This window comes from Ignatzschineria sp. RMDPL8A (assembly GCF_029815055.1).
Lineage (GTDB): Bacteria > Pseudomonadota > Gammaproteobacteria > Cardiobacteriales > Wohlfahrtiimonadaceae > CALZBJ01.
Genome location: NZ_JAPPWA010000002.1, coordinates 1,439,466 through 1,463,072 on the forward strand (window position 1 = coordinate 1,439,466; position 23,607 = coordinate 1,463,072).

The following is a 23,607-nucleotide window of genomic DNA, read 5'->3' on the forward strand; positions in this document are numbered from 1 at the left end:
ATCATCATGATTGAACGGTTCATAGTAATCTCCGGTAAGCATTTTGCCTAAATTAGGTTAAATATTTTTGTCCAGAATTGCACAAAGTGTGGAATTCAAATTGGACTGACCTTGATCAATAAAGCACACCTTTTTTGAAAAGGCAACGTTAAATCGATAATTTTTTAATTACGATTTTTTGTAAATGAATCAATAACAAACTACTAACGATTCATTTTATAGTTATATATTTTAATGAACTGAATCAGTGAATTATCGACGAGATAGGAAAAAGAGAACGCTTTTTTGTATGTTTATTGCTGGCATAAAAAAACCTTGAAGGCATTGCCATCAAGGTGGATATTGATCAGCGATTTAATGGGCGCGTCTCTTCAATCGTCGTCGGCTCGTGGGGCGTTTCGGGATTAAAATCCATTCGACTAATGTCGACATAGAGCGCGATAATCAGCAGGATAATTGGCGGGAGCATCAGTTTCGCGATGAGGCGCTCTTCAGTATTTAAAAAGAAAAATTGACGAAGAAGAGTGTCATAAAGTCCTAGCAGAAGTAGGGTAATCACAATGATTAGATCGACCACAAGCCCTAAAAGCGGTGAGCCAAGGAGCGAACAATAGAGGAAAATCCCTATCAAGATAAGAAGTGTCATCTGCTTGTGGTTCATCATCGTGTGCCCCCCTTCATTGTGATAATCGGCGAGAATGCCTATTTAGTATATAAGAAATGAAGGGGCTATGCTCTTAAATCAGCGGGTAATGACCGAATTTTTGATAAAAATCGAGTGGATGTTAACGTTATGGAATGGCTAGGGAATCATCAGGCAATAAAAAAGCAGACCCATTGAGCTAAAAGGTCTGCCCGCTCGGAGAGAGCTTATGAATTAGTACTGATTTCGTACTAGTTAGAATAGTATAGCCTATATTTTCCCTATCGGTTTCACTTTTAAGCCGATTTTAATCGGTGAAGCAATAATGTAGTGATTTGGTAGGGAATTTCGCAGAAAAAATCAAAATTAAGCGTATATTTCAACAAAAAGCAGTGTTATATTGAAGTTAGGTCAAAAAAACGAATACTCATAATAATTATCATCGAGGAAAAACAATGGTTCATTATGCAAACGTGAATGAGTTTATGGAGGCAATCCAAAACCGCGATCCCCATCAGCCTGAATTTACGCAATCAGTGCGTGAGTTTTTCACCTCAATTTGGGGCTTTTTGGAGGCAAATCCCTATTATAAGGATTATGAATTATTATCGCGTATCACCGAGCCTGAGCGCATGATCCAGTTTCGCGTCACCTGGCTCGATGATAATGGCAAAGTGCAGGTCAACCGCGCTTGGCGGGTGCAGTTTAACTCCGCGATTGGGCCCTATAAAGGGGGCATGCGTTTTCACCCGACGGTCAATATCTCTATTTTAAAATTTCTTGGTTTTGAGCAGACCTTTAAAAATGCACTTACAACGCTTCCAATGGGCGGTGGAAAGGGCGGATCGGACTTTAATCCGAAAGGAAAAAGCCGTGGCGAAATTATGCGGTTTTGCCAATCATTAATGGTAGAACTCCATCGCCATTTAGGCAGTAGCACCGATATTCCCGCCGGCGATGTTGGTGTTGGCGAGCGAGAAGTGGGTTATATGGTGGGCATGATGAAAAAGCTCACTAACGATTTTTCTTGCGTATTTACCGGGAAAAATACCTCCTTTGGCGGAAGTCTTATTCGTCCGGAATCGACCGGCTATGGGCTGATCTATTTTGTTAAAGCGATGCTCGAACGGCGAAACCAAACGCTTGAGGGAATGCGAGTTTCAGTCTCAGGCGCGGGGAATGTGGCGCAATATACCATTAAAAAGGCCGTTGACATGGGCGCGAAAGTGGTGACGGCGTCCGATTCAGGCGGCATGATCTATGATGAAGCGGGTTTTGATGAACATAAAGCAGAGCGTTTTATCGAGATGATGACCAAAGAGGGGAAACGCCTTCAAGATTATGCTGAAGAGTTTGGACTTACCTATCATGAAGGGAAAAAACCGTGGAGCGTACCAGTGGATATTGCACTTCCGTGCGCGATCCAAAATGAACTCCGCATGGCCGATGCATTTGTGCTCATTCGTAATGGCGTTAAAGTGGTGGCGGAAGGGGCAAATATGCCCACAACGATCGACGCGACCAATGCCTTTTTAGAAGCGGGTGTCCTCTTTGCACCAGGAAAAGCGGCGAATGCAGGTGGGGTTGCCACGTCCGGTCTTGAGATGGCGCAAAATGCGATTCGTCTATCGTGGACAGCGGAAAAAGTGGATCGTCGTCTGCACGATATTATGCTCAATATTCATGAAGCGTGCGTGGTTCATGGCGAGCATCGTGAGCGCGAGCAGGGCGTGATTAATTATGTGGAAGGGGCAAATATTGCCGGATTTATTAAAGTGGCCGACGCGATGATTGCCCAAGGGGTGATTTAAATCGTAATAATCAAATCGAGGATTATTAGATTGTATAAAAAGTGCTCGAAGTGAGGAATGAATAATCGAGAATCAGAATAAAAGCGATCATTCATCTCACGCCGAGCACTTAATATCGGTTTAATTTTGCGAATTAGGCTTTACGCATAAACTCCGATTTGAGCTGAAGGCTTACCCCATCGACCTTACAATCGATATCATGATCGCCATCAATAATGCGAATGTTGTTGATTTTTGTACCGGTTTTAATCACAAGTGATGAGCCTTTCACTTTGAGATCTTTCACTAAAAAGACACTGTCGCCATCTTGCAGCTCATTACCGTGGGCATCACGGGTGACAACGCGCGCTGCTTCAGCCTTTGCTGCCTCTTCTTCCGGTGACCATTCGTGGGCACAATAAGGGCAAACGTAGTGAAAACCATCGAGGTAGGCATCGCCCATATCACAGGCCGGGCAATTTGGAATCTCACTCATAAAAACTCCTTAAAAATGAAATGGATAATCAAAAATGAGGAGAGAAGTGTATCACAATCGCTCGATAAAAAGGAATTTAGCTGAAAAAGCGCCCACTTTTGCGTAAACTATTTTAATCAGAATCAAATTGTCTAACATTTAAACGAAATAATAAGGAAGCATAATCAATGGCCGCGCGCATCTATTTTTGGGTAAAATGGTTAATCCTCGCATTTGTGCTAATCTCGGTTGCGATCACCATTATCACGCTAACGTTTAAAGACTTTAAGCCCAATCCTAGCTTTATGGGGAAAAAGCGTCCGCCGATCGATCGCTCCTATCAAACTAAAATTGATCAAGCACTCGACCCAATCCTTGCCGAACATGCGGGCGAAACGGGGCTTGTGCTCTTAGAGGATAATCTTGATGCCTTTGCCATTCGCGCGATTACGGCGAGAAATGCAGAGCGAACGCTCGATGTTCAATACTATATTTGGAACGATGATCTGACCGGCCATATGCTCGGTATGGAGCTTTTAAAGGCGGCCGATCGAGGCGTTTTTGTGCGGATTTTGCTCGATGATCTTAATGCCATTAATAAAGACTCGGTTTTATCGGGATTAGCGGGGCATCCACAGATTGAAATTCGCCTCTTTAATCCGATCCATAGCCGTCAAAATATTATTACACGCAGCGTTGAGATGGTGTTTCGGGGCTTGAGCTTAAATCGTCGCATGCATAATAAAGCGTGGATTGCCGATAGTCAGCTCGCGATTATCGGCGGGCGCAATATTGGTAATGAATATTTCGATGCCGATCCTGAGACCAATTTTTTCGATGTCGATCTTCTGTTAGCGGGGAACGCAGTGGGGGAGACGGAAGCGATTTTTGATCAATTTTGGAATAGTCCTGCGGTGATTCCGTTTAAACAGATTATGCCCTGGAAGAAAAAGTCGCTCCAAAAACTGCGTGATCGTGAGCTTGAGGTAGATGCTTCTGAGCGTGATATTCGCGAGCTTTATTTAGCAGAGATTAAAGCCTCGCCTTCGATTCGTGAGCTCTTTTTAGGGGAGCGTGAAATCATTTGGACTGATAAGGCGCACGTCTATTCAGATCCGCCTGAAAAAGTGTTTGATGAGAATGAGGACGAATGGCTCGTGAATACGGTTTTACATCGTGCTTGGAGCAGTGCCTCGGAGGAATTTTATCTCATTTCGCCCTATTTTGTCCCCGGTGAAGCGGGTGTTACCCAAATTTGTGATCTGCGTGAGCGAAATGTCAATGTACAGATTTTAACCAATTCGTTGGCAGCCAATGATGTGATGATGGTGCATGGGGGCTATGCGCCATATCGTAAACCGCTCCTTGAATGTGGCGCAATGCTTTATGAGTTGATGCCCTTTAATATGGGGAAACGTCAAGGGATTGGGGCAAAAGGCGCGAGTCTGCATACCAAAGCCTTTATTATTGATAATCGTCTCAGTTTTATCGGTTCCTTTAACCATGATCCTCGCTCAGCACGGCTCAATACCGAGATGGGGATCTTATTTGAGAGTGAAGTAATTACCGATAGTTTGAAAGATCTTTATGAAAATCATGTCACCCAACAAAATAGTTACATCCTCTTTTTAGAGGAAGGAAAAATTCGCTGGCGGGATGAAGCAGCAGGGGATCCAAAAATCTGGACACGCGAACCGGAGACAGGGCTTATCAAGCGGGCAATGACCAAAATCGTAAGCTGGCTCCCGATTGAATCGCAATTATAGCGACAACAATTATAAGGACAAAAGATAAAGCGAAAGACTGGCAAAATGCAGGTCTTCTCCTTGATATGCTTGCCGGCGGCCTATCCAGTCCTGATACAGGGCTTTTAGGTACCCTTGCGGGAGCGAGCAATCCGGTTATTGCACAGGGTATTAAGGATTTAGTGAATAAGGAGGTTCTAAAAGATGGCGGAATGGGTCATCTGTTAGCTCATGCAATTGCCGGGGTAGCGATGGCAAAAGCTAATGGTGGCGATCTCCTTTCTGGAGCAATGTCAGCTGGCGGCGCAGAAGCATTAGCGCCGATCATCGCAGAATTCCTCTATGGTGATCGAGGCAAAAATCCTGAAGAGTTAAATACCGATGAGAAAAACACCCTAAGCGCCATTATCGGAATTCTCGGGACAGGCGCCGGTGCATTAACGGGCGATAGCGCAATTGATGCCGTAATCGGCGATAGCGTTGCAACCAATGCGGTAGAAAATAACCATTTAATACCTAAGAAACTACAAGGTTGTACACATTCAAATTCTGCATTGTGTGGAGCTGAACAGAAATTAATTGATAAGCTTTTAGAAAGTGGTGTGCCCTCGTATGAGGATATAACAGCCAAAATAGAAGCTTGTACACAAGATCCAATTTGTACGCAGGCTGAAGAAAATGCAATACGCTTAGAAGGTATTGATGCTACCAAAGAAAAAATTAACGATTTATTTGCTAATGGAGAATTATCTCGTCAGGAACTTGCTCTTCTAAATAATCAATTAGCCGCAGACATTTCTGAATATATGAGGCAAGAAGGAAATGTTGGCGAAGAGATGAGCTGGAAAGAGAAACCTTATGGTTATTTTATAGATGAAAATAATATTAAGGAGAAAATGGCATTAGGGCTATCGAGAGAGGAGGCAGAATTTGATGCACTGATAGATAAAACCCTAGAAATGGGTATTGCCAGTCTCGGTGGTATTGGGGGGATAAAAGGAGGGGGCAAAAAGCCAGGGAATTCTAATAATAAAGACAAGGAAGAATCTGGAAATAAAACGCAAGTATCAGGTAATCATTCCAATAGAGAAATAGTATTAGATAAGGTTAATACATATGAACAAGCTCGAAATAAAGCTTTAGATTTGGTTGGTGATTTGGGTGTGGATTCAAAACCCTATATAGGGACATTATCTGCAAGCGCTGGATATGAGAAAGTTGTAGGAAGAGTTAGTGCGGATGGAAAAAAAAGATGGCGCTTAGATTATGATCCCGATAAAGGAATGCATATTAATATTGAGGATTTTTCAAAAGGAAAAGGAAGTAAAGGCGTAAAGGTAGTTATACCATTTAAGGGAAACGAGCAGGATTTTAAGAACATATTGAATCATTTAAATAGGTAGTATTGTTATGAAAACATTGTTTGATGAGTGCATAGAAGCATTAGCATTAGAATGTAAAATTAAAATTTTTGATGAACAAACAAGTCGGAATATTGTTAATATGTTTGAAGATTTGTATCCAATCAGTAAGTGGAATTATGTTGAATGGAGTAAAGTTAAAGTTAAAAAGAAGATTGAGTTATATAATTATTCTTTTAATGATGTTTACGAATTTTTAAAAGATAATGCTCTTTCGAGAGACTCAGAAATATATATAATTTGGGATGACGTGCAAATACCTGTAGTTAAAAGTACTTTAATTAGTATTCTCAATAATTTTGATGACGTGGAGTGCGTGGCACCTAATATATGGTTACTGTCAGCTGATAAAATGTATTTGATAGAGTTTCATCACGATGGAGATAGAGGCTGGACAATAGGATTGACATCTAGTATTAGAAAATAATTGGGTCGCTTTTAAATATTACAAATATGCATATTTAAATGTACTATTCAATTGAGTTTAAAAGCTGTTAAAAAAGTTGATCCTACGATGGAATAAAATCAACAAATCTGACGGCTGATAATGATATTAATATTATCGCTGCAGAGAGCACTTCTAGTGAAGCTAGTAAAAACAGTAGCTCAGGCTGGAATGCCGGCGTTGTGGCGGCAATTGGTTCTGGTGGAACGGGTTTTGGGATTACTGCCGGTGCCAATAAAGGCAAAGGTAAAGGTCAAGGCAGCGGCGAGTATTACACCAATAGCGTTGTCGGCACTGAAACAGGCAAAACCATAATCGTAAGTGGTGGCAATACCAATATTGTTGGTGGTGAAGTCTATGGAAAAGGCGTAGAACTTGATGTCGGTGGTGATCTTACGATCGTTAGTACGCAAAATCGTTCCGATTACCATAGTAATCAGAAAGACTCTTCTGTTCAAGGTGCGTGGATGTTGGGCGGTGGTGGTTCTGTTTCAGGAAGTCATAGCCAATCTAAAATCGATGCTAATTATCAGTCTGTAACAGATCAGAGCGGAATTTTTGCCGGCGATGATGGTTTCCAAGTGAAAGTTGAGGGGAATACGCACCTTTCAGGTGGCGTTATTGTGGCCAATGAAAAAGCAGAGTTAGAAGGTCTTAACAGCTTTGAAACCGGCACGATTACCTCCAATGATCTTGTCAATAAATCAGAATATGATGGTGAAGGGGTTGGGATTAGCGGCGGTTATGGCTATCAAAATGATGGGCCAAACAATCCGAAAGGAACTAATCCAACGCAAACAGAAACGGTTAATCTCCCTGATGGCTCGCATAGTGTGAATAAAAATGTGGGTTACGGTAAAGATAAAGAGTCTGAATCAAGCGTCACACAATCAGGTATTGGCACCGGCAACATTAAAGTTACGGATAATGAGAAGCAGAAAGAACTCACCGAACAAACCGCCGAGGAAGCAACAAAAGGGATTGAGAGCAATCTCACCACCGAAACCGTTGCTGACAATAGTGGTGCGATCGAGAATATCTTTGATAAAGAGAAAGTCCAAGCGGAGATTGATCTACAAGTTAAAGTAACGCAGCAGTTTGACCGAACGCGTCAGGATATGAAGCAGATCATCAATCAAAAAATTGATGAATACAAGGATAAAAATCCAGATAAAGCGAAAGATTGGCAAAATGCCGGCTTACTACTCGATATGCTTGCCGGCGGTCTATCAAGTCCCGGCGAGGGTTTAGGCATTGTTGCTGGCGCAGCAAATCCTGCAGTAGCGCAAATGATCAAAGGAATGGTCAATGATGGGACGCTTGAAGAAGGAGGTTTAAGTCATCTCCTCGCGCACGGAATCGCCGGCGCAGCAATGGCAGCGGCCAATGGTGGCGATCTATTATCAGGAGCATTAACGGCAGGCGGTGCAGAAGCTCTAGCGCCGATCATTGCAGAATTCCTCTACGGCAAAGGCAAAAAACCAGAAGATTTAACCGCAGATGAAAAAAATACCCTAAGCGCCATTATCGGAATTCTCGGTATAGGAGCTGGAGCTTTAACAGGTGATAGCGCCCTAGATGCCGTAATCGGTGACAGTGTTGCAACCAATGCGGTGGAGAATAATCTTACTCACAATAAAGCTGGCTCGAATAAGCTTCCTGATCGGTTGAAAGAGCTTGATACAAAAATTTCTGAACATATTCCAAGTATGGATGAATTTCAGGAAAAATTTGATCAATGTACAACTAATGAATGTAAAAAAGAGGTTCGTGAAGAATATTATAAGGCTTCAGAGTTAGGTGATCAGAAAATTCTTGAACTTTATGAGTCAGGAGAGTTATCAAAAGAAGATATTAAGGATTTAGTCTCCCATTATCGAGATGCGATGATGAAAGGGGCTAGTGAAGGAGAGAAAAGATGGGAGAATAATCCATCAACCTTATCAACGCTTGAGTGGGCTAATACTATATCTAATTCCGCTCTAAATGCGATTCATGAGGCGATATTAATTGATGAAATGACAGCCAAAAGGGGAATAATTCTAGTAATTTTAAAGATCATGCCCGTAATGAAAAACTCATAGGAACTAATACAAGTGTTAATATAAATCAGCAAAATAAGCATATAGTCGGAACAAATGAAAATAAAACAGCAAATTCTAGCAGCTCAACACCAAGATCTACTTTAAGTAAAGATTTGGATGTTCAAAAAATTGTAGACCAATATGCAGGAACAGGTAGAGTGATTCCAGGAGGGAAAAAATTTGGAGAGCCAGGTTCAAAAGAAAGAATTTCTAGTGATAGAGTCATCGGGAATTATTATGATGCCGGTTTACAAAAATTTATTCCCACAAAAAATTTTATAATTCATTACTCAAAAAAAGGAGTTCACATTGTCCCAGCAAGACCTTAAGAAGAAAAATAAGCTTATAATTATTGAAACTGAGCTCAAAAAAAGTACTTTTTATAGCCTGATTGGTAGAGCTAGTAAAAAAATGAGAGGAATTAGTTTCAATTATCAAGACTCGGTATTTACAATTGAGTTTTTTTTTGATCAAGAGCTCACAGAAGAAGAAGAAGAAGAGATGGAATATGCTCATACAGAAGTATTAGCTGATATTTGGCCTGATATATATGACGGTGACATACGTTTAAAGTTAACGGTAGTCCCTGTCACAAAAGATATTTTTGAAAAGAAAGGAAACCGTGGTTGGATTTTTTTGCGCAAGGAGTATGAATAGTATTCAGCTCATAATTTACTTATGGTAGCTGGCAGATTCAACTATGAAGTGCGACATGTGGATTTTTAGCTAAAAATTCATTAGGTATTAAATATCTTAGCACTTTTCGAGATCTATTAGTTCAACAGGAAGGTGGATAATTGATATTCAGCATCATGCTATTATTAATCTTTTCAAGAAAAATAACTTATTGATTTTAGGAGGAGATGTTTATAAAAAAGGGTCTGAAGGGGGCTTTGAATTTATTTATGCTAGTTGGTCCTATGATAGTAATGATATTCAAGAAAGTATTTTAGTAGCTAGAGATTATTTAGAAAAGTTTAAAGAACAAGATTTTTACGTAGTTTTTGTAATAAAATTGTTAAATCATAAATAATTTTTTGTTGGTTGTAGCGTAAGCTCGCACATGGTTTATTAGGCGTAACAGTTGCAACCGCCAATGGGGCGATCTGTTAATGGGCATTAACGGGAGATAGTTATTCCTAAGCAGTATACTTAAATTGTCTCCCTCGGTTCTAGTAAATCAGAAAGCGAAACTTGGGCAGAAGAAAAAGTTGCCTCAGGAAGCAAATATCTTTGATAAAGAGAAAGTTCAGGCGGAGATCGATCTACAAGTCAAAGTAACACAACAGTTTGACCGAACGCGTCAGGATATGAAGCAGATCATCAATCAAAAAATTGATGACTATAAAGATTCTGATCCAGAAAAAGCGAAAGACTGGCAAAATGCAGGTCTTCTCCTTGATATGCTTGCGGGCGGGCGGCTTAGAAAGCTGTCCGGCAACCCGATAGAGAAAGAAAAGCACTCTAGAGATTCCCTCAGAGTGCTTTTTAAATTTTCATGTATATCGTACATTTTACATCGTTAACGATGACGTTTGATTAGATTAGCTAAGTTTCGCGGTAATCCACGCTTTCGCGGCTTCAATCGCTTTGTCCATATTTTCAGGTTCAGTGCCACCACCGTTTGCTGAATTAGGGCGACCGCCCCCTTTTCCGCCAACTTCTGCGGCGGCTACATTTAAGAAATCGCCCGCCTTAAAGGTTTTGGTTAACTCTTTTGCAACCGATGCCACAAGTGCGACCCGACCATCAACTTCAGAAAGAAGAAGCGTTGCGCCATGAGTGCTTGCTTGTAGGTTATCGCAAAGTTCACGGAGTGAACGGTTATCAGCGCCATCGAGTTTTTCGATAATCACTTTAACGCCGCTCAATTCCATCGCGTTGTTGATAATACTCTCGCGATTAGCAAATACGAGTTGTGATTTGAGTTTCGCAACCTCTTTACGCAGTTGCTTCACCTCATCAAGGGCTTCATCGACGCGGGTAACAATGTGCGGACGGTCGGTTTTAAGGGTCTCAACGAGCGTATTAAGCGTCGCGTCGTTCATAAAACCAATTTCAAGCGCTTTTTTATAAGTTACTGCTTCTATGCGGCGAACGCCTGCTGCAATTCCGGTTTCCGAGACAATGCGGAAGAGCCCGATATCACCGGTACGCTCAACGTGTGTACCGCCACAAAGTTCAATGGAATCACCCATCTCAATCACGCGCACCACATCGCCATATTTCTCACCAAAGAGCGCCATCGCGCCTTTCGCTTTCGCATCGTCGATCGGCATTTCATTGGCTGAAACCGGCGAGTTTTTGGTAATCGCTATATTGACCATGTAGTTGATTGCTTGCAGATCTTTATAGCTAATCGGTTCGTTGTGTGAGAAGTCAAAACGGAGACGTTCGTCTGTAACAAGCGACCCCTTCTGCTCGATGTGGCTACCTAAATGCTCTTGCAATGCTTTATGTAAAAGATGCGTTGCTGAGTGATTTTTCTTGATGAGCTCACGGCGGAACGCATCAATTTTAGCCATTACTTTCGCGCCTTTTTTGAGAGAGCCTTGCTTAACAACCCCATAATGAAGGAAGGTGTTGAGCTGTTTTTGCGTGCTAGTCACTAAAAACTCAAACCCATCGGCAGTAATCACACCGGTATCGCCCACTTGTCCACCGGATTCGGCATAAAATGGGGTTTTATCGAGAACGATTACGGCAATTTCATCATCGCTTGAGATCGATTCAACTTCCTCAGATCCAGAGGCAAGGGCAATCACGGTTGCGGTCCCTTCTGTTTCAGAATATCCTTCAAATTTGGTATTTTGGGATTCGTGGAATTCAACCATCTTATCGGCGCTGAAGTTACTTGCGGCACGAGCCCGTTGACGCTGCTCTTCCATGCATACTTCAAACCCATCCATATCGAGGGTTAAATCACGTTCACGGGCAATGTCGTTGGTTAAATCAACGGGGAAGCCGTAGGTATCGTAGAGCTTAAAGATCGTTTCGCCTTGAATGGTGGAGCCTTCAAGTTTTGCGATATCTTCTTCAAGAAGTTTTAGACCATTTTCAAGCGTGGTTGAGAAGCGTTTCTCTTCCTCTTTGATGGTCTCTTCGATAAAGGATTGCTTCTCTTTTAGACCCGGGAAAGCCTCACCCATCTCATTGACAAGCGCTTTGACGATTTTGTGAAGGAAAAGATCTTTTTGCCCGAGTTTATACCCATGACGAATCGCACGGCGTAAAATACGGCGAAGCACATATCCACGGCCTTCATTTGAAGGAATAATGCCATCGGCAATTAAGAACGAGACCGAACGAATATGGTCGCTAATCACTTTAAGCGAGTTATTCTCTAAGTCGGTAATGCCCACCGCATCGGCAGACGCTTTGATGAGATTGACAAAAAGATCGATCTCGTAGTTGCTGTGAACGTGTTGTAAAACGGCCGCAATTCGCTCAAGCCCCATACCGGTATCGATCGATGGATTCGGAAGTGCATGAAGCACGCCTTCTTCGTCACGATTGTATTGCATGAATACAAGGTTCCAAATCTCGATAAAACGGTCGCCATCTTCTTCCGGTGATCCTGGAGGACCTCCCCAAATGTGCGCGCCGTGATCGTAGAAGATCTCAGAGCAGGGGCCGCATGGACCGGTATCGCCCATCTGCCAGAAGTTATCCGACGAGCCATCGGGTAGATCGCCAATGCGGATAATTTTCTCAGCGGGAATGCCGATCTGTTTGTGCCAGATATCATAGGCTTCATCATCGGTGTGATAGACGGTGACGAGGAGTTTTTCTTTCGGGAGTTTATAAACTTCCGTTAAGAGTTCCCACGCGTAGGTGATCGCTTTCTCTTTGAAGTAATCCCCAAAGCTAAAGTTACCGAGCATCTCAAAAAAGGTGTGGTGACGGGCGGTGTAACCGACATTTTCTAAGTCGTTATGTTTTCCACCTGCACGAACGCATTTTTGCGTTGTGGTCGCGGTTTTATAATCCCGTTTTTCGTGGCCTAAAAAGAGGTCTTTAAACTGGTTCATCCCCGCATTGGTAAAGAGCAGGGTTGGGTCGTTTGCAGGGAGCAAAGAGCTCGAGGGCACTTCGGTGTGCCCCTTGCTAACGAAATAATCTAAAAATTTCCGACGTATTTCTTCTGTTTTCATAAATCTATTAATGTGTGTTAGTGAACGCTTCTATTATAGAGGAAAATTCGATTATTCGAAGATCCAAGGCGCTTCTTTTGCGCGTTTTTCTTCATAAGCGCGAATTTCGTCTGCATGTTCAAGCGTTAAGCTAATATCATCGAGTCCGTGAATGAGGCAATGTTTGCGAAATTCGTCGAGCTCAAAGTGATAAGCTTCGTGGAGCGCTCTGCCGCCAGCGATCGCAGTGACCGTTTGATTCGGTAGATCGATCTCGATCTCTAGGCCACTCTCTTTTTCCGCAAATTCAAATAGGCTTGCAATTTCGCTTTCAGTTAAACGAATAGGGAGCAGACCATTTTTAAAGCAGTTATTGTAGAAAATATCGGAATAACTTGAGCTAATCACGGAGCGAATGCCAAAGTCATCAAGTGCCCAAACCGCATGTTCGCGCGATGAGCCACAGCCAAAGTTTTCACGGGCAAGGAGGATCGATCCGCCTTGATATTCCGGCTTATTTAAGGGGAAATCCATATTGAGCGGGCGTTTTGAGTTATCCATTCCCGGTTTCCCTTGGTCAAGATAACGCCATTCGTCAAAGAGGTTGACCCCAAATCCGGTCTTATAAATACTGGTTAAAAATTGTTTGGGAATGATGGCGTCGGTGTCGATGTTAGCGCGATCAATCGGAATCACAATGCCTTTATGGGTGGTAAATGGTTTCATGAGGGCTCCTTTAAATTAATTCTCTAACATCAACGAAATGACCGGCAATTGCCGCCGCGGCTGCCATGGCAGGGCTCACTAAATGTGTACGGCCATGAGCGCCTTGTCGGCCTTCAAAGTTTCGGTTTGAGGTAGACGCGCAATGCTCGTAGGGATCTAAACGGTCAGGATTCATCGCTAAACACATGGAGCAACCAGGCTCGCGCCACTCAAATCCGGCATCGATAAAGATCTTATCAAGCCCCTCTTTTTCCGCTTCCGCTTTCACTAAACCAGAGCCGGGAACCACCATCGCAAGCTTAATGGTATCTGCTACTTTTTTGCCTTTAACCACCTCGGCCGCTGCGCGAATATCTTCGATGCGAGAGTTGGTACACGATCCAATAAAGATCTTATCGAGCTGAATCGTTTTCGGTGATTGATTGGCTTCAAGTCCCATATAGTTAAGTGCTTTAGTGATACTGTCGCGTTTGACCTCAGAATCGGCTTTGGCAGGATCAGGAATTAATTCATTAATGCTAATCACCATCTCAGGGCTTGTTCCCCAGCTCACTTGCGGCTCGATGGTTTCGGCGTTAATCTCAATGACTTTATCAAAGGTCGCGCCCTCATCTGAATGGAGTCTGTTCCAGTAAGCCACCGCTTTATCCCAAGATTCGGCTTTCGGCGCAAAGGGACGATCTTTTACATAATTGATCGTTGTCTCATCAACGGCGACAAGTCCAACGCGTGCGCCGGCTTCGATTGCCATATTACAGATAGTCATACGGCCTTCCATGGAAAGATCGCGGATCGCTTCGCCAGAAAATTCGATCGCATAGCCTGTACCGCCCGCCGTACCGATTTTACCGATAATCGCGAGGATTAAGTCTTTTGCTGAAACGCCTTTTTGGAGTTTACCGTCCACTTTAATGTTCATGGTTTTTGATTTTGATTGAACAAGGCAACTTGTCGCCATCACATGTTCAACCTCACTTGTGCCAATTCCAAAAGCGATTGAGCCAAAGGCGCCGTGCGTTGCGGTATGTGAGTCACCACACACAATGGTCATGCCTGGAAGCGTAGCGCCTTGTTCAGGGCCTGCGACGTGGACAATCCCGCGACGAATATCGCCAATGGGGAAGTAGGTCAGATCGTTTTGCGTTGCATTTTTGTGCAGGGTATCCACTTGCAGTTTCGCGATCGGATCTTCAATGTCATGAATGTTGCTCGTGGTCGGGGTGTTGTGATCGGCCATAGCGACGATTGAATTTTTGCGCCATAGCTCACGTCCCGCTTTCTCAAGGCCTTCAAACGCCTGAGCACTCGTTACTTCATGAATGATGTGTCGGTCAATATAGATTAATGCTGTGCCATCCTTTTCCGTGCGCACAACATGATCCTCCCAGATTTTTTCATAGAGAGTCTTTGCTGTCATACCCTGTAAACTCCAGTTTTTGTGAATCGTTATAGTTAGATAAGTGGGGATTTTACCCACATAAGAATTTATATTAACAAATTTAATCTGGAAGAGTGTTAGAATAAATTATTTTCGTGAAAACGGGCAATTTTTCAACATTTTTGAACAAGTTTTGGAAGCATTTATGGGCAAAATTACAAATTTACCAACGTGGGTAATTAAGATTGGCAGTGCGATGATCACAAACGATGGCGAAGGCGTCGACGATGGGCGAATGGCGCTCTGGTGTGAGCAGATTGCCGAGCTTAAAAAGATGGGCATGAATGTGATTGTGGTCTCCTCAGGGGCAATTGCAATTGGCATGAACGATCTTGGTTGGAATGAGCGTCCGAAACTGTTAAATGAACTGCAAGCGGCGGCATCGGTGGGGCAAACAACCTTGATGAATGCGTGGAAGCGCGGGTTTTCTCAATTTGGGCTCAATGTTGGACAGATTTTGATTACCCATGAAGATGCGGCTGATCGTACTCGCTATCTTAATATTAAAGGGACGATCACAACGCTCTTAGAGCATGATCTTGTGCCTATTATTAATGAAAACGACACCATCTCTTTCGATGAGATTAAAATTGGCGATAACGATACGCTTGGTGCGCTTGTGACAAGCCTTGTGGATGCCGATCATTATGTGATTCTAACGGATCAAAAAGGGGTGTTTGATAGCGATCCGCGCAATAATCCTGAGGCAAAATTGATTGATGAAGCCAGTGCGTTTGATGAGCGTTTAGTTGAGATGGCATCGCCTGTCGGTGGGCGCTTGGGAACGGGCGGAATGTACACGAAAGTCACCGCGGCGCAGATGGCGGCAAAATCTGGTGCCGTTACCTATATTGCTAAAGGCGATGAGCCGGGGATTTTAATTGCGCTCGCAAAAGGTGAGGAAGCGGGCACAAAATTAACGCCAACCCGCGATACGATCGATGCGAAAAAGCGTTGGATGCTTAGCCAAAGACAGGTAAAAGGCACGCTTGTAGTCGATAAAGGCGCGGAAGAGGCGCTGATGGTGCATCACAAAAGTCTCTTGTCGGTGGGTGTAATCTCGGTAGATGGGATGTTTGAGCGGGGCGATGTTGTGGTGTGCGTTAATGAAGAGGGGAAAGTCTTAGGGCGCGGTCTTGCCAACTACAACTGTTTAGAAGCGCAAAAAATTATGAAGGCCCATTCCGATGAGATTGCACAAAAACTGGGCTTTATGATCTCCGATGAGATGATTCATCGCAATAATTGGATTGAAATACAATAAATCGCCCCCATAATGAGCGAATAGAGTGAAATTAATCGTAAAAATACGATAGAATAACGGCAGTTTATTACGGATAAGAATAGAATTTTATTAAGAAAAGGCAGCGAATGTTTACTGGATTAATACGAAAAATAATAGGCACACGCAATGATCGCTTAATTAAAGAAGCGAATCAGCAAGTACGAAAAATTAACGCGCTCGAAGAGACCATGAAAGCGATGAGCGATGAGGAGCTTCAAGGTCAAACCGCTCTTTTTCGTGAACGTTTGAAAAATGGTGAGCCATTAGATAATTTATTGCCCGAAGCATTCGCGACCATGCGTGAAGCGAGCTCTCGCGTTCTTGGCATGCGCCATTACGATGTGCAGATGATCGGGGGGATTACCCTGCATCACGGCCGCATCGCAGAGATGAGAACCGGGGAAGGTAAAACGCTTGTGGCAACACTTGCGGTCTATCTTAATGCGTTAACGGGCAAAGGCGTTCATGTGGTTACTGTGAACGATTATCTTGCTCGCCGTGACGCGGAGTGGATGGGGCGCGTCTATAATTTCTTAGGGCTTTCGGTCGGCGTTGTCTATTCGGGCCAATCGCAAGAAGAGAAAAAAGCAGCCTACCAAGCGGACATTGCTTACTGTACCAATAACGAGCTTGGCTTTGATTATCTCCGCGATAATATGGTCTATTCGCTTGAGCAAAAAGTACAGCGTCCCCATTATTTTGCTGTGATTGACGAGGTGGACTCGATCTTAATTGACGAGGCGCGTACACCGTTAATTATCTCAGGCCCGGTTGAGGGTTCAGAAGAGCTCTATATCGCCATTGATAAATTGGTTCCTTATTTAGATAAACCCGATGAAGACGGTCCTGTTGATTTTGAGATCAATGAAAAAGATCGTCAGGTCACCTTAACGGAAGTAGGGCATGAAAAGATCGAAGGGCTCTTAATTGAAGCGGGTCTTTTAAATGAAGGTGAGAGCCTTTATGACAATCAAAACTTACGCCTCTATCATCATTTGGATAACTGTCTACGCGCGCATTATCTCTTCCATCGTGACGTGGACTATATCGTTGCCGGTGGCGAGATAGTAATCGTTGACGAACATACCGGTCGTACACTTAAAGGGCGCCGCTGGTCTGATGGGCTTCACCAAGCGATCGAAGTCAAAGAGAGCGTTGAGGTGAAACCTGAGAACCAAACGCTTGCATCAATCACCTTCCAGAACTATTTCCGTATCTATGAAAAACTCTCGGGAATGACGGGAACGGCCGATACTGAAGCGCCAGAATTCCTTGATATTTATGGGCTTGAAGTGGTGGTGATTCCGACGAATCGTCCGATCCAACGGAAAGACCTGCCTGACCGTATCTATCTCACTCAAGATGATAAATATAGTGCGATTTTACGCGACATTGCCGAGTGTCATGAAAAAGGGCAACCGGTACTCGTTGGTACTGCATCCGTTGAGGTTTCTGAGCTTATTTCAGGATTATTAACCCAAGCAGCCGTGCCGCATGAAGTCTTAAACGCAAAACAGCATGAGCGTGAAGCGTACATTGTTGGTAAAGCGGGGATGCCGGGCGCGATCACGATTGCCACCAATATGGCGGGCCGTGGTACGGACATTGTGCTTGGCGGAAACTTTGAGATGGAATTAGAAGGCCATCCCGATGCGACAGAGGCAGAGATTGCAGAATTACGCGCTGAGTGGCAAAAACGTCACGATCTTGTGCTTGAGCTTGGCGGACTTCACATTGTGGGAACCGAGCGCCATGAATCACGCCGAATCGACAATCAGCTTCGCGGCCGTGCAGGGCGACAAGGGGATGCGGGATCTTCGCGTTTCTATCTCTCGCTTGAAGACCATCTCTTACGCATCTTTACCTCACCGCGCGCCTACCAAATGATGAAAAATCTAGGGCTTCGTGATGGGGAGCATTTAGAACATAAATGGATTAACCGCACAATCGAAAACGCGCAACGTAAAGTGGAAGGTCATAACTACGAAATTCGTAAAAACCTTCTCCAATACGATGACGTGGCGAACGATCAACGTAAAATCATCTATCAACAACGTGATGATCTATTAGCAGCTGAAAATGTGTCGAGCGTTGTGGATATGATGCGTCAAGAAGTGCTTGGCGATGTGGTTGAAAAATATATTCCTGCGCAGAGCTATTTTGAGCAGTGGGATTTAGAGGGCTTGGAAGCAGATCTGTTACAAAACTTCAATACCGATATTGATCTTAAAGCGATGCTTAAAGAGAATCCTGAGATTAGTGGTGAAGAGATTGCGGGTGCGGTGATTGAGCGTAACGCAGAAATCTATAATGAAAAACTTGCGTTAGTTGATCGTACCAACTTTAGTCATTTTGAGAAGAGCGTAATGCTTGAGATTCTCGATAATGAGTGGAAGCGTCATCTCGCGGCGATGGATTATCTCCGTCAAGGGATTCAGCTTCGTGCCTATGGTCAACGCCGTCCTGAGCATGAATATAAGAAAGAATCTTTTGAACTCTTTGTTTTAATGCTCGATGAAATCAACAAGAAAACCCTTCAATTCTTAAGCCATATCCAGATCAAAATGGAGCCTGAGGTTGCTGAAGAAACTCCGGTTGAAATCGCGCCAAAAGAATCAGAAATGACCTACCTTCACGGCGATGAAGAGCTGAATGAATCAGAGGAGTTGAGTGATGAAGCGCTTAAATATGCCCACGTTGGCCGTAATGACGATTGTCCTTGCGGATCAGGCCGTAAATTTAAGCATTGTCACGGTCGCTTAAGTTAAGTCGCAAGCGTCGTAAAATGATTTAAAATAAAACCCATCGAAGTGTTAACGCCTCGATGGGTTTTTAGTGCCAGTTGTTGCTTGTTGTTTATTGCAGTGTCACACGTTCACATTGTCCGTAGAGCTCGGTAAGCTCACTCTTATTAAGCGCCGGAGCAATCACGTTTTTGGCATCATAATGAGGAAGCTCCTCAAGCGAAAGCGCTGTTTTTACCGACTCAAAACTAAACATTCCATAGCGCTGCGTCGCATCGTGATTGACAAATAATACCACCCAATCGACGATGGAGAAATGATCGGCAAGCCAATAGGGGCGCGGAGGAACGAGCGGTAATATCGTTTCACGATTTTCATACACCGGGATAATTCCGATCAAGGTTGAATCATCATCTTTGTTATGAAATTGCGGAATCGGATAGTCTGCCGGATGATTCTGGATTGCGTGTAGACGCTCATCAAAGGCATCTTGCGTTGTAATGGGATTGTCCGTTAATATCTCGCTCACCTTGATATCAACGGGTGTTCGCGCGCCGGGAACGTTGATAATATCGATCGATTCACTCGTCGCTTGATTTAACATCATCGAGAGCATATCCCGGCTATTTTTATAGAGAAACTCTGCTCGCTCATTAAGGTTGCTTAGCGAAATCGAGCCATTCCCCGTTTCAAATTGAGCAGTACCAAAATGATTGGCAATTCGCTCAATGAGACTTAAAAGGAGCGTCACATCATTGGTCGCTGAGGGCGTTGGCATAATGAGCGTCACGGCACTAAGTTCTTCCTCGAGCATTAAATAGATCCCGCGGGAGATCTCCGTAGGATCGAGGATCATAACCCCAAATTGCGCTTCATCATAGGCATTAATTTCAAGAAATACGCCATTAATGCTCTGCGTGCCGATCCAATATTGCCCACGGCAGAGCGTTTCGAGTGCCTCAAAGGTGAGCATTTTTTGGTTTTCGGAGCGGAGCGTTACAGTGAGCGTCATAGAGAGTCCTTTCGTCTAATTACGGTTAATCGGTGAGATTACAAAATGTTGCGTCGCCGTCATCAGATCGCGGTAGACCTGATTAAATTCACTTCCCTCAAAGAGGATGCTCATTCCGCAGTAACGGAAGAGCGTTGTGGCTAAATCATAACAAAAATCGGACATCGCAAGGGCGGAATCAGTGAGTAAATTTTCAAGTTGAGGCAGAATCATTTTCTCTTTTGAAACGGCACTCCACGAGGCCTCTAATGCAGTATAGAAATCACTGCGGAGTTTAAAAAATTGCGGTACGAGGCGTTCAAAATCTTGGCGTACATTGGCATGATGCTCAAGCGTTTCTTCACCATAGAGTGGAATCTTCGTTAAAATTTCGCTCTCGAAAAGCTCAATAAAGTGAAGGGTAATGCCGGAGACCATAACGCTAAGGGCAGTAGTTGAAAAGAGTGGGAAGGGATAGTGATAGAGTGCACCGGTTTGGAAATCAGAGCCCTTTGAAATATCAAAGGTGTGGGCGGCCGGAAGCGTTGCGCCTTTAATCTCAAAATCGTGGCTACTTGTTGCCGTTAGACCGAGTGTTCGCCAAGAAGGGTGCGAGATTACATCAGATTTTGGTACAAGAAAGGTAACGGTGTCTGGCTCACCGTAGCGATTTTTAATCTCATTACCGTCCGTATCCATTAACGCTGCATGACCAGTAAAATGGGTAGCATGATCGGAGCCACTTGCATAACGCCAATACCCTTTTAAAGCGTAGTTTTCATTCTCTTCATTATAAAGCGCCGTTCCGGTAGAGGCACCACTTCCCGCGCAGCAGACAAGTGGATCACTAAAAATTTCATTAGCCACCGCCTCTGGGAAAAAGCCGGCAAATAAGTTTGCGCCCGCGCCCAAATTCACAGTCCAACCGATATTACCATCGACATAGGCAAGCTCCTCAAATAGCGCGATAATCTCTGGCACAGACCACTCAAGCCCGCCGGAGATGCTTTCAGGAATTGTTGTCCGTAGCCACTTTTTCTGATGGATCACCTCTAATATATCGGGATGGAATGCACCACGCTCTTCATTTGCTTTTGCGTAGTTGCGCATCATCGGGATCTCGTTTTTCGTGAGAAATTTCGGCGTATAGTGGGACGTAAACATAGGCACCTCCAAGGGCTGAAACGTAGATAAGATAGATAGCATTGTCGGAGGAAATGGCTTGTTTTTCAACCTTATCTTTTGCTTAAAATTAAGTATAATGAGAATTGATTTTAAAGATTTTATTCGCCATCACAGCTTACGGGGTAGATATGACGCGATCGCCACTTTTGATAAATAACGGCTGGATGCCATTTATGCTCGGGACAATCTTTATTGTAATGGCGCTTTTTATGTTTTTTTACCCGCTGATGACGCTGATTTTAGTGCCCACCATTAGCACGCTTCTTTTTTTGCTAGTGGCGCTCTTTGAGGTGGTCTTTCTCCTGAGTAATTGGGAATTTAATCGTCCGCGCTTTCGGATTGCGATTGCCGGATTATTCGCGCTGATCGGGATTTATCTCTATACCGGTTATGCAGAACATTACACCATCGAATATCTCCCCATTTTACTTGGGCTCTGGACGGCGCTAAGTGGCTTTCTATTCTTTTTAACGGGCTATCGCTTACGGCTTTATCAAAAACGTTATACCAGCGGATTTATCTGGTTTGCACGCGCCATGATTTTGATTGGCATTATGCTCTTTTTAGTGCCGATCGCAACGCTTTACCAGTTATTGATGATCGCTGTGGGGATCATACTTATGGCGGGCTTTCTCTATCTATGGCTTGGGCTTATCTGTCTGCAATATCGAGAGAAAAAAGGAGTGCGCTATGCAAAATAATGGGGGCATGAGACGAGAGTTGATTAAGGGGATATTGATTATGGGAATGGGATTACTTGTGAGCTGTGGGGCGCCGAACAAAACCTATAATAAACTCCCCCTTGATGCGATTATTTTAGCCTTTGGCGATAGCATTACTTATGGCTATAACGCTCCGCGCGAGGCAAGTTACCCCGCGATTTTAAGCGATCTTTCTGGTATGGAGGTGATTAATCGTGGCATCAGTGGCGAAAAGGCTTTTGAGGGGCGGATTCGCTTGCAAAATGAGCTTGAAACCTATCGGCCCGAGCTTGTCTTAATTGAGCTTGGCGGCAATGACTTTTTGGCTCGCCGTTCAGAAAATCTGGTAAAAGAGGATCTCCGCGCGATGATTGGTGAGGTTAAAGCCCATGGCGCGATTCCGGTTTTAATTGCGGTGCCTGAATTTTCGATGACGGCGGTAGTCCTCGGGATGCCAAGCGATGCCTCGCTCTATCGGGAGCTTGCAAAAGAGGAAGAGATTTTACTGATTTCAAACGCCATTGGTGATGTATTAAAACATGAGTCGCTGCGCTCGGATCAAATTCACCCCAATAGCGCAGGCTATTATCAGCTGGCGGAATCGGTCTATGAGGCATTAAAAAAGGCAGGGTTATTGTAATGTCGCCTGCCTTAGTAGTCTCTCTTTTTGATGAGTATTAAGAAGAGCGCGTTTACGTAAAATTAAAGAGCAGATAGAGCGCAAATGAGAGCGCGCCGCCTGTAATAAAGAGATATTTAATCGTCCCCTGTAAAAAGCTTGATTCAATTTTAAGATAGAGATTAAACCCAAGTTTCACGAGCGCAATATTGATCAGCGTGGTAATAGAAAAGAGCAAAAAGAGAAACTCTTCGGTAATTTCGGTATATCGGCTCCCTGAGCGCAGCGGAATGATGTTGAGTTTTGTATTGATGAGCCAATCGAGCTTGTCGAGAATGAGATTGAGCGTCGCATCTGAGATTAAAAAGTGTCCGGTAATGAGATAAAGAAAGGTGAGTCCAAGGCTAATCGGCGGGAAAATCACCACGGTTAAGACCCAAAATCCGCGTTTATAGTGGTTTAAATTGAGGAAAAATCCGGTAATCAGCGCATAAAAGAGAACGCACCAGAAGATATAATCATTGGTCCGTTTTTGCAGTGTTGTATCTGAAAGGGAGAGGAGCATCGCAATGAGCGCGCCGACCAGCGTAAGCACAAGGGCGGAGGTGATCAGCATCTTCTCTTCAGGATGGGTGCTTGTTTCTTGGTAGAATGCACTTAAATGAATGAGCCCCAAAAACGAGATGAGCGCGAGAAACGCAAGTACAAAACTGTGATCATAATAGCGCAGCGTGTAGGGCATGCCTATCCTGTAATCGGCATTCAGATAGAGCAGGAAAAAGCCCATAAAAAAGGTAAACGTCAGCGTATAGCGGAGCGCGCTTTTTGAAACTTTCTTTAAAAAAGGGGATTGGATCGACGTCATATGACGAAAAAACTCCTCAAATTGAATAAATAGAGGGTCTGATAATAAGACCTAAAGCCGTCTCTATAATACCCGATTTTGCACTTTTTCACTCTGACTTCGCGCGGAAGACGAATAGAATTTATGCAGACTACCCATTTCATACAATTTGTGCTAATCTCAAGGAATAGATTTTAAATTTATCTTTGGGGCAGGGTGAAATTCCCGACCGGCGGTGATAGTCCGCGAGCGCAAGCTGACATTGGTGAAATTCCAAGACCGACAGTAAAGTCTGGATGGTAAAAGATAGATTATAAAGATAGAGAGACTGAGAGATC

General features: G+C 43.8%; 20 protein-coding genes and 1 riboswitch. Of the genes, 12 read left to right on the plus strand and 8 right to left on the minus strand.

Annotated features, from left to right (window positions below; genetic code table 11):
• Positions 1-346: 346 nt before the first annotated feature.
• Entirely contained in the window at positions 347-664 is a 318-nt protein-coding gene (locus OXI21_RS08050; RefSeq protein WP_279619053.1) for a hypothetical protein, read from the minus strand.
• Positions 665-1,098: 434 nt separating this feature from the next.
• On the opposite strand from OXI21_RS08050, the gene gdhA reads away from it, so the two are divergent.
• Entirely contained in the window at positions 1,099-2,454 is a 1,356-nt protein-coding gene (gdhA, locus tag OXI21_RS08055) for an NADP-specific glutamate dehydrogenase (protein ID WP_279619054.1), read from the plus strand.
• A 133-nt stretch (positions 2,455-2,587) separates the two neighbouring features.
• Here gdhA and OXI21_RS08060 read toward each other — a convergent pair whose 3' ends face one another.
• Positions 2,588-2,929 (minus strand): zinc ribbon domain-containing protein YjdM, encoded by a 342-nt coding sequence (locus tag OXI21_RS08060; protein ID WP_279619055.1) that lies wholly within the window; start codon positions 2,927-2,929, stop codon positions 2,588-2,590.
• 167 nt (positions 2,930-3,096) lie between these two features.
• Here OXI21_RS08060 and OXI21_RS08065 point away from each other — a divergent pair, with 167 nt between their 5' ends.
• From OXI21_RS08065 to OXI21_RS08095, 7 genes are all read left to right on the plus strand, one after another.
• Complete coding sequence (locus OXI21_RS08065) at positions 3,097-4,674, plus strand: phospholipase D family protein (protein ID WP_279619056.1); 1,578 nt, start codon at positions 3,097-3,099, stop codon at positions 4,672-4,674.
• 65 nt (positions 4,675-4,739) lie between these two features.
• A complete protein-coding gene (locus tag OXI21_RS08070; protein ID WP_279619057.1) occupies positions 4,740-6,056 on the plus strand; it encodes a VENN motif pre-toxin domain-containing protein in 1,317 nt (438 codons plus the stop codon).
• A 7-nt stretch (positions 6,057-6,063) separates the two neighbouring features.
• A complete protein-coding gene (locus OXI21_RS08075; RefSeq protein ID WP_279619058.1) occupies positions 6,064-6,501 on the plus strand; it encodes a hypothetical protein in 438 nt (145 codons plus the stop codon).
• 92 nt (positions 6,502-6,593) lie between these two features.
• The gene (locus OXI21_RS08080) at positions 6,594-8,603 is read left to right on the plus strand and encodes a hemagglutinin repeat-containing protein (RefSeq protein ID WP_347815527.1); all 2,010 of its coding nucleotides are present in this window, start codon (positions 6,594-6,596) and stop codon (positions 8,601-8,603) included.
• 41 nt (positions 8,604-8,644) lie between these two features.
• Positions 8,645-8,932 (plus strand): polymorphic toxin type 50 domain-containing protein, encoded by a 288-nt coding sequence (locus OXI21_RS08085; protein WP_279619413.1) that lies wholly within the window; start codon positions 8,645-8,647, stop codon positions 8,930-8,932.
• Positions 8,913-9,260: a hypothetical protein gene (locus OXI21_RS08090; protein WP_279619059.1), complete on the plus strand. Its 348-nt coding sequence runs from the start codon at positions 8,913-8,915 to the stop codon at positions 9,258-9,260. The genes OXI21_RS08085 and OXI21_RS08090 overlap by 20 nt, the downstream gene beginning before the upstream one ends.
• 554 nt (positions 9,261-9,814) lie before the next feature.
• Entirely contained in the window at positions 9,815-10,129 is a 315-nt protein-coding gene (locus OXI21_RS08095) for a hypothetical protein (protein WP_279619060.1), read from the plus strand.
• 18 nt (positions 10,130-10,147) lie between these two features.
• On the opposite strand, the gene alaS is transcribed toward OXI21_RS08095, so the two are convergent.
• Genes alaS through leuC form a run of 3 tightly spaced genes read right to left on the minus strand, consistent with a single transcriptional unit; the run spans position 10,148 to position 14,879 of the window.
• Positions 10,148-12,757, minus strand: coding sequence for an alanine--tRNA ligase (gene alaS, locus OXI21_RS08100; protein WP_279619061.1), 2,610 nt, complete (start codon positions 12,755-12,757; stop codon positions 10,148-10,150).
• A 51-nt stretch (positions 12,758-12,808) separates the two neighbouring features.
• Positions 12,809-13,462: a 3-isopropylmalate dehydratase small subunit gene (gene leuD / locus OXI21_RS08105; protein WP_279619062.1), complete on the minus strand. Its 654-nt coding sequence runs from the start codon at positions 13,460-13,462 to the stop codon at positions 12,809-12,811.
• Positions 13,463-13,472: 10 nt separating this feature from the next.
• Positions 13,473-14,879, minus strand: a complete 1,407-nt coding sequence (leuC, locus tag OXI21_RS08110; protein WP_279619063.1) for a 3-isopropylmalate dehydratase large subunit — start codon at positions 14,877-14,879, stop codon at positions 13,473-13,475.
• A gap of 166 nt (positions 14,880-15,045) precedes the next feature.
• On the opposite strand from leuC, the gene proB reads away from it, so the two are divergent.
• A complete protein-coding gene (proB, locus tag OXI21_RS08115; protein WP_279619064.1) occupies positions 15,046-16,164 on the plus strand; it encodes a glutamate 5-kinase in 1,119 nt (372 codons plus the stop codon).
• A gap of 107 nt (positions 16,165-16,271) precedes the next feature.
• On the plus strand, positions 16,272-18,953 hold the full coding sequence (gene secA, locus OXI21_RS08120) for a preprotein translocase subunit SecA (RefSeq protein WP_279619065.1): 2,682 nt from the start codon (positions 16,272-16,274) through the stop codon (positions 18,951-18,953).
• 88 nt (positions 18,954-19,041) lie between these two features.
• Here the strand turns inward: secA and OXI21_RS08125 are convergent, their stop codons facing one another.
• Positions 19,042-19,941 carry a hypothetical protein gene (locus OXI21_RS08125; protein WP_279619066.1) on the minus strand — a complete coding sequence of 300 codons (900 nt, stop codon included), beginning with the start codon at positions 19,939-19,941 and terminating at the stop codon, positions 19,042-19,044.
• Between the two features lie 15 nt (positions 19,942-19,956).
• Positions 19,957-21,084 (minus strand): hypothetical protein, encoded by a 1,128-nt coding sequence (locus OXI21_RS08130; RefSeq protein ID WP_279619067.1) that lies wholly within the window; start codon positions 21,082-21,084, stop codon positions 19,957-19,959.
• 149 nt (positions 21,085-21,233) lie between these two features.
• Between OXI21_RS08130 and OXI21_RS08135 the strand changes: the two genes are divergently transcribed.
• Positions 21,234-21,806 carry a hypothetical protein gene (locus tag OXI21_RS08135; RefSeq protein ID WP_279619068.1) on the plus strand — a complete coding sequence of 191 codons (573 nt, stop codon included), beginning with the start codon at positions 21,234-21,236 and terminating at the stop codon, positions 21,804-21,806.
• Positions 21,796-22,446 carry a GDSL-type esterase/lipase family protein gene (locus tag OXI21_RS08140; protein ID WP_279619069.1) on the plus strand — a complete coding sequence of 217 codons (651 nt, stop codon included), beginning with the start codon at positions 21,796-21,798 and terminating at the stop codon, positions 22,444-22,446. Before OXI21_RS08135 ends, OXI21_RS08140 begins: the two co-directional genes overlap by 11 nt.
• 52 nt (positions 22,447-22,498) lie before the next feature.
• Here OXI21_RS08140 and OXI21_RS08145 read toward each other — a convergent pair whose 3' ends face one another.
• Positions 22,499-23,290: a hypothetical protein gene (locus OXI21_RS08145; protein ID WP_279619070.1), complete on the minus strand. Its 792-nt coding sequence runs from the start codon at positions 23,288-23,290 to the stop codon at positions 22,499-22,501.
• A 177-nt stretch (positions 23,291-23,467) separates the two neighbouring features.
• A riboswitch (FMN riboswitch) is annotated at positions 23,468-23,581 on the plus strand.
• Positions 23,582-23,607: the final 26 nt, after the last annotated feature.